Here is an 11,884-nt window from a genome sequence, read left to right as displayed (position 1 = left end):
GCGCTGCTGGGCGTGCCGGTCGACCTGGGGCTGCTGGGCAACGCGCAGCCATTGCGTTTCGACCGCAGCGGCCCCACATGGGCCGTGACGCCGCTGCTGCGGCATGCCGACGGCGACGCCGCGCTGGCCTAGGGTTCTCCGAGCGCCGCGCGCGAGCCGTCCCCACACCCCACACCAAGACCATGGAATTCAAGGACTACTACAGCGCCCTGGGCATCGAGCGCACCGCGTCGGACGACGAGGTGCGCAAGGCCTACCGCAAGCTCGCGCGCAAGTACCACCCCGACGTCAGCAAGGAGCCCGACGCCGAGCAGCGCATGCGCGACATCAACGAAGCCAAGGACGTGCTCGGCGACAAGGAGAAGCGCGCCGCCTACGACGCCCTGGCCGACCGCGTGGCGCGCGGCGGCCGCCCCGACGGCGACTTCCAGCCGCCGCCGGGCTGGGACACCGGCTTCGAGTTCCACCGCGGACCGCGCCAGGGCCCGGCCGACCATGCCGACTTCAGCGAGTTCTTCTCCTCGATGTTCGGCGAGGCCGAGCGCCGCGGCGCCGCGCGGCAGAACTTCCGCGCGCGCGGCGAGGACCACCATGCGGCGATCGAGATCACGCTGGAAGACGCCATCGGCGGCGCCGAGCGCGAGATCAGCTTGCGCTCGCAGGTGCTCGACGCGCAGGGCCAGCCGCGCTGGGAAACGCGCACCCTGAGCGTGAAGATCCCGCCCGGCGTGCATCCGGGCCAGTTCATCCGCCTCGCGGGCCAGGGCCTGCCGGGCCATGGCGGCGAGCCGGCCGGCGATCTCTACCTCGAGGTGCGCATCGCGCCGCACAAGCTCTACCGCGTCGAGGCGCGCGACCTCTACATGACCCTGCCGGTCACGCCCACCGAGGCCGCGCTCGGCGCGCAGGTCGAGGTGCCGCTGCCCGGCGGCGGCGCGGTCGAGGTCACGGTGCCGAAGCAGGCCAAGAGCGGCCTCAAGCTGCGCCTCAAGGGCCGCGGCCTCGCGGGCAAGACGCCCGGCGACCTCTACCTGCTGCTCGACATCGCGCTGCCGCCCGCCGACAGCGAGGCCGCGCGCAACGCCTACGAGGCGCTCGCGAAGGCCTCGGCCTCGTTCAACCCACGCCAGCACCTGGGAGTCTGAGATGGCGACCGTTTCCATCACCACCACCGCCGTCGGCCAGCTGCATCCGCTGGCCGCGAGCGAACTCGCGCATGCCTGCGGTGCCGACACCGCCTGGGTCGTGCAACTGGTCGAGGTCGGCATCGTGCGCATCGAGACCGAGGAGGCGCAGCCCGAGCGCTGGCGCTTCTCGAGCGCCGACCTGCAGCATGCGCTGGAGGCACGGCGGCTCGAGCGCGACTTCGGTGTCGGCCTCGATGCCGCGGCGCTGATCCTCGACCTGCAGCACGAGGTGCGCAGGCTCAAGACGGTGCTGCAGGCGCACGGCCTGCGATAGGCCCACGCGCCGCAAGGAAAAGCCGCGCCGCGGCTTGACCTTGACACCGTGCGAGACCGAAGACTTCGGGCCTCTTCCACAGGAGGCCGCATGACCCCTCGCACCCTTCCATCGCCCGTCCACGCCGACACCGCGCCGCGGTTCGACCTCGAGGCCGCGCTCGCGCGCGCCGGCGTTTCGCAACGGCTGCTGCGCCAGTGCGAGGCGCGCGGCCTGATCGCCGCGGCCGAGCCCCGCTACACGCACGCCCACGTCGCCGTGCTGCGCTTCGCGCGCCGTGCGCTGGCGCTGGGCTTCGCCATGGACGAGATCGAACGGCTGGTGGCGCTGTGGCGCGACGAGGAACGCACGAGCGCCGAGGTCAAGCGCCTCACGCTGTGCCGCGCCGAAGCGCTCGATTCGCGCATCGAGGAACTGCAGGCGACGAAGCGCGTGCTCGAACGGCTCGCGGACCTGTGCCTGGGCGACCACCGGCCGGCGTGTCCGATCCTCGACGAGCTGATCGAGCTCCGGGGCTTTGCCGCGCAGTGGCAGGGCGACTCGGCCCCTTCGATCAACGAGCGGGCCGGACCGGCGCAGGAGAGAAATCCGGCGCCAGGGCATTGATCTCCCGCGCCAGCTGTCGCATGAGCTCGTCGCTCGCGTGCTCGTTGATCACGACGCCGTGAAGCTGTGCCCTCAGCTCCTCCCAGCGCTCGCGCAACACCCGCCAGTTCTCCTCGTCGTAGCTTCCCTTGAAAACCACGGGCCGGATCTCGATGCGAGGCGGGCCGTCGCCGGCCAGGTCGGGGGCGGCCTTCTCCCATGCCTGGAACTTCGATTGCCACAGGCTCCCGATGCGGTCCACGCGGCCGATCTGCTGCTCCACGACACCCGGATTCCACTCCGGATGAAGCAGGACGACCGTCCGGCACGCGGTGTGAAGGTTCAGCCCCTCGCGGCCCACGACCGACTGGACCACGAGCACCTTCGGGTGGCTGTGCTCGCGATTGAATGCGAGCTGGAGCATCCGGCGCGTGTGGGGCCGGGTGTCTCCGTGCATCAGGCGCGCGAAAGCACCCTCCGCCAGATTGAACTCACCCCTGAGCCGCTCTTCGAGCGCTTCCCATCGTTGCACTGCCTGTGCCTGCCCGCCCTGGCCCTCCGCATCGGAGCGGTCTTCCTGGTCGCTGGCCGCGTCGACCAGCTCGACGAAGGCTGCCGCGATACGCCCCGCGTCCACGGCGGCATCGCCGTGCCCCATGAGGTCCTGGATCGCGCGCGCCACCAGCGCCAGCACACCCGCATGACGGGGGGTCTCGCGTCCGGCCTCGTGTTCCACGCGTTCTGCAAACGCCTCGTAGATCGACCGGATCCGATGTCCGACCTCGATCGATCCGAACCCCTGCGCGATCGACGCCACCAGATGGGTCCTGAACGTTTCCCGCTGCTGTTCCAGCGCCGCGTATTGGGTTTTCAGTCGACTGTCGATGTCATCCAGCGAATCGCGCCGGCCCGATTGGCGCAGCGCGGCGAGCACGGCGGCCCGCTCGGTATCGGCCAGCTTCTCCTGCGGCCAGAGCACGCCGCTGTCGAGGCTGCGCAGCAACGCGCGGGCATTGAGCAGCCGGACCAGCGAACGCATCGGCCGCGTGAATCGACCGAAGACCAGCACCTTTTCGTTGGCAGCAGGTCCGCAGGTGGCTTCGATCGCCTCGACGGCCGCCGCGATGGCCGGATGCTCGTAGAGGGCCGCATCGCTCGACGGCGTCGCCCCCTCGCGGAACGCGTCGGCCATCCTTTGCTTCCACCAGTCGGCACGCTGCTCCCGCTTGTTCCTGGGTGCTGCAATCACGGGGTCTTCGGCTTCGACCGGGCCCGCACCATCCGCCTCGGCCTGCGTCTTGTCTTCCTCGGCATCCTGCAGCAGTTGATCCATCAGTGCGGCGATTCCATGTCCATTGCCCAGCGTCAATCGCAAGCGCTTGGCGACCGCGTCGTCGCTGCCCCGCGTCGCGAACGACAGGGCTTCGGCGGCACAGACCGCCTGCCGCCACGCTGGCGGCAGGCTTGCCGCGTCGATCGCGATGGCTCGCTCGCGCCTGTAGGCATGGTGGCTCTCGCCCGACAGCTCGGCGAAGCGCCTGACCCAGGGGTCGTCCCGCTTGTCTCGACGCACCAGGACCGAACCGAAGGTGCTCTTGAAGCTCTGGGCCGCCTCGCCGAACGCGGCTCGCGTTTCCGCATCGGTGGGGCTGGCGCGCACCTGCTTGACCGCGGCCGCATAGGCATCGATCAACCGCTGGGCGCGGGGCAGGTCCGTTCCCAGGCGCCGAAGCGTCGAGGTCCATTGCTTCGCGTCCAGTTCGATCGGCGTTGCCGTCATCGCAAGCCGCCTCGCATCGGCGCCGGGCTGCACGACGAAATCCAGCAGGCGGTTGAGATTGCTTTCCTCGCCCCGGCTCTTGTGCGCCTCGTCGACGATCACGAGATCGAAGCGCCCGAGCCCGAGGCCCACCACCTGTTCGAGCGCGCTCCTGAATACCGTGCGCTTGAGGTAGTTGCCGGGCTTAAACAACGGCGACTCCGCACCCCAGCGATTCAGTTCAGGGTGAAAGGCCAGTGCATCGAGCAAGGCCTCGTCCGAATTCTGGAGAATCCACTCCGCCGCAGCTGCGACGCGGGCGTCGTTCATCTTTCCATCGCCCTTGTAGCCACGCGGACGCTGCCCCCTCACCGAACTCCGCTTCCGGGCCAAGATCAGGGTGGCCGGCAGCAGCGTCCACTTCCAGTTGGTCTTGGTATTGCCCTTGATCGACCAGTTGCAAAAGGCATGCGAGATCAGCAACGCCGGGTGATCTCCCCAGGGTTCCTCTGCGCCGGCCCCTTGCTTCCACGCATCCAGGTACGCGTCCAGGCTTCGAATGATCAGGGGCGTGTTCTCGATGTGCGCTTTGCGCTGCAGTTCTTCGCGCCACTGGTAGCCCAGCACCGGCGGAACGATGATGGCGACGCGTCCTCCGGCGTCGATCACGCCACGCGCGACGGCCGCGGCGATGCGCGTCTTGCCCAGTCCGACCTCGTCCGCGATGAGCACGCCGTTGCCCGGCAGGCGTTCGGCGATGGCAACGAGGCTGGCACGCTGCCCCGCGTTGAGTTCGATGGCGTGACCAGCGGCGATCTCCTGCAGATTCCGCCCGACGGCCTCCCAGCCTGCAAATGACCGGCTCATCGCAGTTCCCCCATCGACACCATCTCGTCCACGCCCCAGCTGAGCTCGATGCGCCGGAGCGCCTCCTCGTAGAGCCGCCCCTCGGAGGTTTCCGCGGTTTCGGCGAAGGTCGGGCGAAAGGGAGCGCACCGCAGAGGACTCAAGGGATTCAACTTCGGCGCCTGCTGCATCTGGAAATAGGCCACCGGTCCGCTGTCCTTCATGCGAACCAGCGTCTGTTCGAGCCGTCGGCACCAGGGCTCCCAATCGCGCCTGTCAATGGCCGTCTGCTTTTCGGCGATGTTCTCGACCAGCTCCATCATCTGGCGGATCGAATAGCTCGACACCAGCGTGCGACCGCCTTCCCCGCCCGGTTCGGCCGGGTGGTCGTCCTGTGAATCGGGATCATCATTGGAGGTCTCCTCGATCGGCACCAGCGGAAAGTCCGCCAACTGCCACCAGCCCTCGTCGATCCCCAGAGGCATCAGCTTGGCTGCCGCAATGCGTCCGAACTCGTCGATCACGGGGATGTCCGCTTCCTTCTGCGTGCCATCGGCATTCCACCTGCAGCGCACGACCCGAGGGCGGCGCCCCGTCCACGGGATGGTGCCCCCGCTCACGACGCCCGGGATGCCTTCGGGTGTCAGCACCTGGAAGGCGAGTTCGTGGTCCAGCACTTCGGCGGGCAGCGAAAGGGATCCGCCATCGCCTGTCTCGCACCACGCGAGCCAGGCCACCGGCGGCGCCGTATGCAAGGTCTCGGGCCGTTCGAAGGGATCGCCGGCCGACAGGACCGTGGAACCATCGAAGGCCTCGGTCCACTGGATCGGCAGCAGATTGCCGACGACATGATGGGCCTCGATTCCCCGGTCCGCATGCCAGTACAGAGGACCGGGCGCGAAGACGACCCCGGCCTCGAGATTTCCCGATGAAGGGCTCATCGCGTTCGCGAACCCCGGCCCCGTGAGATTGCCCGAGCCCAGATAGATCCAGGCGCCATTGCATCGGGGGGAGTTGTTGGCGTACTTCGCACTGAACAGGAACTTGGCGTGCAGCGTACGCGCGCTGTTGTCGCCGAAAAGCGATGACGGGGCCGCAGCCGGTCTCACTTTCATGCCCTGGTTTTCCAGGGCCTGCACCGAGGACGCCACCGCCTGGCACGCCAGCCGGTTGACGAAGAGATCCACCTCCGCGGCCCGGGTCAGCAACGAGGCCTCCTTCAGTGCGCGGATCGCCGCGACGGGCACCGAAGGCGCTTCCGACGGGCGGGTCCCCGATTCGTAGAAACCGGAGCCCATGGCCAGATAGTTCCGGGCGCCGGATTCGCTTTCGGCCTTCACCTTGGTCGGCAGCTGGCTCAGCAAGGAGGCATGCCTGTTGTCGAAGAACCGCGGTTCGCCCGCTGCCGCCGCCGCGCACCGTGCCATCCAGGCATCGAGCAGTTGGACATGCTCGGAGCCCGACGGCGATGCGTCCAGCAGCCGGGTGTCGAACCACGCCCGGATGGCACCCAGCAGCCCCTGGGCGGCACCGATGTCCGCGCACGCCCGGCGATCGTCGGCCGCGGGCTGTGCCAACGAATCGCTGTCGACCTCGACGCGCCACGCCAGATCGAGGCTGTCCTCGAGCGTCTGGCGTGTCCAGTTTCCCGTCGCGACGACCAATCGCAGACGCCAGCGATCGCGCTGCTCCAGATGGCGATAGCCCAGCAGCGCGACCTTGGCGTGCAGCAGCCGAAAGGGCTTGTTCCGCGCCTCCAGGATCGCCAGGTGAGCGATGCCTGGCGCGTCGATGAAGCCGATCGGCGGATGGCCAGGGTCGACGATCAGGGCCAGCGCGACCTGACCCTGGCTGGCGCGCTGGTCCTTGGTGAGCGCCGTGAACCGCTCGGCCGCGTCGTTCAGGAACGGGGCATCGGCCGAATACCCGCAGATCCAGCCGAAATGGCCAACGTAGCCTTCGGGCGCATCGAAATGCTGAGCCAGCGAAGGCAGGCTCAGACGACCACGATCACTGCTCATGCGCCGCCTCCGATCGATTCCTTTGAAGCCATTCGCCGAGACGGCCTTGCATGTCGAGGTTCAGCAGGTACAGGTTGCGCACGCGATAGGAAATTCCGGCGGGAACGCGAACGTCGCCCGTCGGACCATCGTCGTCTTCGTCCGCCTGCGAGGATTCCTCGACGGCCGTGCCACGAAATGCCGCGCCGGCCGGCCGTACCTCGCTGCCGGCCAGCCGAAGCACCCTGCCGTCGCGCTCGACCAGGCCCCGGAGAACCTGCGCCGGACTGTCGGCCGCGCACAGGCGGGAGAAATCGAGGGCTTCCGCGTCTCGATGCCCGAGCGCGAGGAATTCGTTCGCGGCCCGCCGCAGCGCATCGATGGAATGCTCGGTGCATCGCGCTGCGTCATCGATGGCGGTCGGCCGTCCTTCGGGGCCCATGGCGCCCTCCACGGCATCGAGCGTCGAGATGGCCGCATCTCGAACGGCAAAGAACGCGGCGCCTGCCTGCAGGTCGTGCCAATGCCTGTTGTCCGAAATCTCGGCGGGCCTGCGCCAGTCCGTCGTCGGGTCGGCGTCGAGACTGGCGACCCAGTTCAATGCGCTGCGTCGACGCAGGCGACTGTCGGGCTCCTCGTTCTTTCCACCCAGTTCGAGCCGTGCCCGGATCTGCGTGCAGGCGGAACCCGGCAACGCCAGCAACGGAGACAACGCGTCGCTCAAGGAGGCCGTGTCGGTGCGGTTTTCCTCTCCGCGCACCCACTTCACGAGATGGTCGACCACGGACCGGTTGTAGGGCGAGTAAGGCCGGCATGCATCTTCGACGAATGCCTCTCCTTCGTCCGAGGCACGAAAGGCATTGAAGCGTGTGGCGCCGTTCTCGGCGAATCCCAGTGCGGGCAATGCCCGTACCGCCGCCATGCGCATCGGCTGGCTCACGTAGAAGCCGCGCCGCCCGACCTTCCTGAAAGAAAGATCGGCGGTCTGTCCCTGCAGCTTGGTGCGGCCTCGCAGGCGGGCATCGGGCTGCCACCCCTGGCCCTTGAAAGCCAGGCAGCATGCCAATGCCTCGACGGCATTCGCGACCTCGATGTTCTGCACCTTGCCCCCGCGCAGTCGCACGCGCTCGGCCACCACGATGCCCAGGGTCGCCAGCAGGAAGCGCTTGCCGTACCAGACACCGCCCATGCCGGGAACGGCAAGCTCATTGAACCGTCGGATGGTCGCAGCGAGCCCCAGGCTTCGGGTGCGACGAGAAATCGGAAGCTGCTCAGGCCCCAATAGTCCCCAGACTCCTCCCATTCATACCCCTCTTTTTTTTTGGTTGAGCGCTCCCCGCGTTCCATTCCACCGGTCGTTCGCGCGGGAGCGAGCTTCAGTCTATCCGTCGGGCGTTACGCATGGCCCAGGCCGTGGCGAACTCGATGCTTGCCGGAATCTCACTGCATCCGCGGCAGATTGCCGATCCGCACCAGCATCTCGGTGAACATCTGCATGTCCGCGTCGAGGTCGGGCACTTCCTTGTATTCCTTGGCGTTGTGCGCGGTGTATTTCTTGCCGGGCATCGCGGGGCCGAAGTTGATCGCGTTGGGCATCAGCTTGGCGGTGGTGCTGCCGGCCGTGGGCACGGGCTTGGCCTCCAGCCCGGTGGTGTCGCCGTAGATGTTCAGCAGCGTCGAGAGCCACGCGCCCTTGGGGTCGCGCGCCATCCAGTTGCCCTGGTCGTACTGGATCTCGAGCCTGACCTTCGCGGCATCGGCCCAGGCCTGCACCTTCGCGGTGACCTGGGCCTTGAGTTCGTCGGGCGTGCGGCCGCGCGGCATGCGCACGTTGACCGTGACCTCGACGCGGCCGTCGGCGCCCGCGCGCACCAGGTTCGGCGAGAAGGTCAGCGGGCCCATGAAGTCGTCGGCATAGCCCAGGCCCAGCTTCTCGCCGAGGTAGCCGGTGCCGTAGAGCGCATCGAGGTAGTCGACCGCCTGGCGAAAGCCGTTGGGCGCGAGCGCGAGGCCCGATTCCTTGAGGAACAGCGCGAGGCGCGGCACCGGGTTCACGCCCTCCTCGGGCCGCGAGCCATGGGCCGAGACGCCGGTCACCTTGAGCTCGATGCTGTCGGCGCCGCGCGCGATGTCGATGGCGAACTTGCCGCCCTGGGCCTCGTACTTGCGCAGGAAGCCGGCCTTCGCGGCCTCGAGCGTCGCGGCCGCCGCGGCGAGGTCGCCGCCCTTGAGCGTGGCGGTGGCGGTCTGCGCGATCGCATTGGCCGAGGCGGCCCCGGCCATCGCGACGATGGTGGTGGCCGCGGGGTCGGCGGGCTGCGCGGGGAAGAACACCTTGAGCGCGCCCGAGCCCTTCTCGGCCACGACCGCCGGATACTTGCTGTCGAGCACGATGTTGTAGGCCGGCAGCGCAGTCTTGTTGCGGTAGTAGAGCATCGCGTCGCCACCGGTCTCCTCGGTGGTCTCGATCATCAGGCGGATGCTGCGCTCGATCGGCAGGCCGCTGTCCTTGACCGCCTTCATCGCATAGAGCACGGCGGCGATCGAGCCCTTGTCGTCGATGGTGCCGCGGCCGTAGAGCAAGTCGCCCACGCGGGTCATGGTGAAGGGATCGAGCTTCGTGCCGTCGTCGAGCACCCATTCGGACAGCACGGCGGGCACCACGTCGGCATGCGTGAGGATGCCGAACTCCTCGCTGCCGCGGCCCTTGAGGCTGACCTCGAAGATGCGGTTGTCGACGTTGCGCCAGGCCAGGCCGAAGTCCTTCGCCATTGTCTCGACCAGCCGGCCGAAGTCGAGGATCGCGGGGCTCTCGTGCGGCGGCACCTGCACGTTGCGCACGGTCGGGATCGCGACCATGGCACCGATGCTCGCGATCGCCGCCTGCTGGTTCTGCAGCCGGTTGTACAGGCCGAGCAGGCGCGCGATGTCGACCAGCGCATCGCCCGCGAGCGGCTGGCGCTGGCCATACGCGGACACGGCGGTGGCCAGTTCCTTGTGGGCCGGGTTCGCGGCGACGGCCTGGGCCAGGAAGGCATTGAAGTCCTTCGCGGTCTGGCCGGCCTGCCAGCGCGCGGCGAGCTGGTCGAGGGCGGGCTTCTTGAGCGTGTCGGCGAAGGCCGTGCCGCCGAGGGCGAGCACGGCGCAGCCGATGGAAAGCACGGGCAGCGAAAGACGGTGGGGCATGGAGGATCTCCCTCGAAGAGCGAACATCCTCCGACGATAGCCGAGCCCGCGGCGCTACCAGCGGTAGGTGGCGGTGGCCACGAGCGACCGCCGCTCGCCGTAGCCGCAGCTGTAGGCGTCGCAGTTGCGCCCGAGGTAGATCCGGTCGGTGAGGTTGCGCGCATTGAGCGCCAGCGCCCAGTGCTCGAAGTCGTAGCCCAGCATCGCGTCGAACACGGTGTACGACGGGATCTTCGCGGGCGCCGTGCCGTTGGCGCCGTGCGTCGAGCCCATGAAGCGCACGCCCAGGCCGGCCTTCACGCCGTTGCCGAAGCGGTAGTCGGCCCAGGCCGAGACCTGGTTGCGCGGCGTGCCAACGAGCTGCTTGCCGATGCGGTCGGGGTTGCTGTCGCTGACGACCTTGGCGGACGGCGTCCAGCTGTAGGCCAGCACGACGTTGAAGCGCGGCATCGGCTCGAAGGCCGCCTCGAGTTCGAGCCCGCGCACGCGCGCCTCGCCGGTCTGGCGCGGCACGAAGTCGCGGTCGAAGGTCACGATGTTCTGCCGCCGCAGGTCGAACACGGCCGCGCTGTAGCTGTCGCGCGTGCCCACGGGCTGGTAGCGCAGGCCGACTTCGTACTGCTTGCCGGTCTCGGGCTTGAAGGGCTGGCGCGTGTCGGGATCGATGGTGGTCGAGGGCGAGAACGACTCCGAGTAGCTGACATAGGGCGCGAGGCCGCCGGGCGCCAGGTAGACCAGTCCCGCGCGGCCGGTGAACTTGTGGTCGGACTGGCGCGTCGTGCTCTCATCGAGGTGGTTGTCGGTGTCGACGCGCGCGCGGTCGTAGCGGCCGCCGAGCGTGGCGACCCAGCGCTCGTTCCACTTGATCTGGTCCTGCAGGTAGATGCCGGTCTGGGACAGCCGCACCCGCGAGTCGGTGTTCGGCGCGGGCATCGAGAACGGCTGGCCGTAGACCGGCGCGAAGACCTCGAGCTGCGGCGCCTCGCCGAAATACATCACCTGGTCGAACACGCTGCGCTGGTAGTCCAGGCCCAGCAGCACGGTGTGCTGCCAGTCGCCCGAACGAAGCTTGGCCTGCACCTGGTTGTCGAGCGTGAAGGTCTTGCCGCGCTCGGGGCTGCTGGCGAACAGCGAGCGGTTGATGGTGTGGAAGTTCGACGGGTCGGCGGGGTTGTCGGGATCGTTGGCAGCGAAGCCGCTGGCGTAGATCTGGCGGTAGTCGGTCTTGATGCGGCCGTAGCGCGCGTTCTGCCGCACGGTCCAGGTGTCGTCGAAGCGGTGCTCGAACAGGTAGCCGAGGTCCCACTGGTCCTGGTTGTAGCGGTCGAAGCCAGGCTCGCCGACGAAGGTCGAGCTCGGGATGCGGCCGTAGGGCGTGCTCAGCAGCGTGCCGGTCACGGGCAGGAAGCCGTAGGCATTGCCGGCGCGGATGCTCGCGTAGTGGGCCAGCACCGTCAGCGAGGTGTCGCCCGAGGGCCGCCAGGTCAGCGAAGGCGCGAGGAACTGACGCCGGTCGCCCACGCGGTCGACCTGGGTCTGGCTGTCCTGCGACATCGCCGTGATGCGGTAGAGCCACTGGCCCTGCGCATCGAGCGGCCCCGAGAAGTCGGCCGCCACGCGCTTGAGCGAGCGGTTGCCGGCCTGCACCTGCACTTCGCGCAACGGCTCCTCGGTGGGCCGCTTGCTGACGACGTTGACCATGCCGCCGGGGCCGGTCTGGCCATAGAGCACCGACGAAGGACCGCGCAGCACCTCGATGCGCTCGGCGCCGTAGCTCTCCATGCGCCAGACCGCGTAGCCCGCGTTGTTGCGCATCTGCATGCCGTCGAGGTAGAAGCCCGGTGAGTAGGCGTCGAAGCCGCGCAGCGAGAGCCAGTCGTAGCGGCTGTCGTAGCCGTCGAAGGCCTTCACGCCGGGCGTGTAGGCCAGCGCGTCGGGCAGGCGCGCGGCGCCCATGGCCGCGACGCGGTCGGCCGTGACGACCGAGATCGACTGCGGCGTCTCGATCAGCGGCGTGTCGGTCTTGGTGCCGGTGGCGCTGCGCTTC

Annotated in this window: 8 protein-coding genes; 3 read left to right on the top strand and 5 right to left on the bottom strand. The window is 68.6% G+C overall.

Annotated features, from left to right (window positions below):
- Positions 1–182: 182 nt before the first annotated feature.
- The 3 genes from AC27VN_RS18750 to AC27VN_RS18740 all read left to right on the top strand — a co-directional run bounded on the left by AC27VN_RS18750 (position 183) and on the right by AC27VN_RS18740 (position 2,067).
- Positions 183–1,145: a DnaJ C-terminal domain-containing protein gene (locus tag AC27VN_RS18750; protein ID WP_490877487.1), complete on the top strand. Its 963-nt coding sequence runs from the start codon at positions 183–185 to the stop codon at positions 1,143–1,145.
- A 1-nt stretch (position 1,146) separates the two neighbouring features.
- Positions 1,147–1,461 carry a chaperone modulator CbpM gene (locus tag AC27VN_RS18745; RefSeq protein WP_057595067.1) on the top strand — a complete coding sequence of 105 codons (315 nt, stop codon included), beginning with the start codon at positions 1,147–1,149 and terminating at the stop codon, positions 1,459–1,461.
- Between the two features lie 90 nt (positions 1,462–1,551).
- The gene (locus tag AC27VN_RS18740) at positions 1,552–2,067 is read left to right on the top strand and encodes a MerR family DNA-binding protein (RefSeq protein ID WP_490877486.1); all 516 of its coding nucleotides are present in this window, start codon (positions 1,552–1,554) and stop codon (positions 2,065–2,067) included.
- Here the strand turns inward: AC27VN_RS18740 and AC27VN_RS18735 are convergent.
- The 5 genes from AC27VN_RS18735 to AC27VN_RS18715 form a co-directional block, all read right to left on the bottom strand.
- The gene (locus tag AC27VN_RS18735; protein ID WP_490877485.1) at positions 2,015–4,672 is read right to left on the bottom strand and encodes a helicase-related protein; all 2,658 of its coding nucleotides are present in this window, start codon (positions 4,670–4,672) and stop codon (positions 2,015–2,017) included. The two genes, AC27VN_RS18740 and AC27VN_RS18735, sit on opposite strands and share 53 nt — an antisense overlap.
- Entirely contained in the window at positions 4,669–6,672 is a 2,004-nt protein-coding gene (locus tag AC27VN_RS18730; protein WP_490877484.1) for a hypothetical protein, read from the bottom strand. The genes AC27VN_RS18735 and AC27VN_RS18730 overlap by 4 nt, the downstream gene beginning before the upstream one ends.
- Positions 6,662–7,954 (bottom strand): hypothetical protein, encoded by a 1,293-nt coding sequence (locus AC27VN_RS18725; RefSeq protein WP_490877483.1) that lies wholly within the window; start codon positions 7,952–7,954, stop codon positions 6,662–6,664. The genes AC27VN_RS18730 and AC27VN_RS18725 overlap by 11 nt, the downstream gene beginning before the upstream one ends.
- 137 nt (positions 7,955–8,091) lie before the next feature.
- A complete protein-coding gene (locus AC27VN_RS18720) occupies positions 8,092–9,837 on the bottom strand; it encodes a dipeptidase (protein ID WP_490877482.1) in 1,746 nt (581 codons plus the stop codon).
- A gap of 54 nt (positions 9,838–9,891) precedes the next feature.
- The coding region (locus AC27VN_RS18715; RefSeq protein ID WP_490877481.1) for a TonB-dependent siderophore receptor at positions 9,892–11,884 on the bottom strand (1,993 nt) is incomplete at its 5' end.

It is taken from the genome of Variovorax sp. 20P10.2.4 (assembly GCF_058244205.1).
The sequence above is the reverse complement of the archived record's forward strand: the minus strand, read 5'-3'. Positions and strand labels throughout refer to the sequence as shown.

Bases quoted from the DNA above. Each gene is read 5' to 3' on its own strand.
- AC27VN_RS18750 (WP_490877487.1), top strand. From the start codon at position 183: ATGGAATTCAAGGACTACTACAGCGCCCTGGGCATCGAGCGCACCGCG.
- AC27VN_RS18745 (WP_057595067.1), top strand. From the start codon at position 1,147: ATGGCGACCGTTTCCATCACCACCACCGCCGTCGGCCAGCTGCATCCG.
- AC27VN_RS18740 (WP_490877486.1), top strand. From the start codon at position 1,552: ATGACCCCTCGCACCCTTCCATCGCCCGTCCACGCCGACACCGCGCCG.
- AC27VN_RS18735 (WP_490877485.1), bottom strand. From the start codon at position 4,672: ATGAGCCGGTCATTTGCAGGCTGGGAGGCCGTCGGGCGGAATCTGCAG.
- AC27VN_RS18730 (WP_490877484.1), bottom strand. From the start codon at position 6,672: ATGAGCAGTGATCGTGGTCGTCTGAGCCTGCCTTCGCTGGCTCAGCAT.
- AC27VN_RS18725 (WP_490877483.1), bottom strand. From the start codon at position 7,954: ATGGGAGGAGTCTGGGGACTATTGGGGCCTGAGCAGCTTCCGATTTCT.
- AC27VN_RS18720 (WP_490877482.1), bottom strand. From the start codon at position 9,837: ATGCCCCACCGTCTTTCGCTGCCCGTGCTTTCCATCGGCTGCGCCGTG.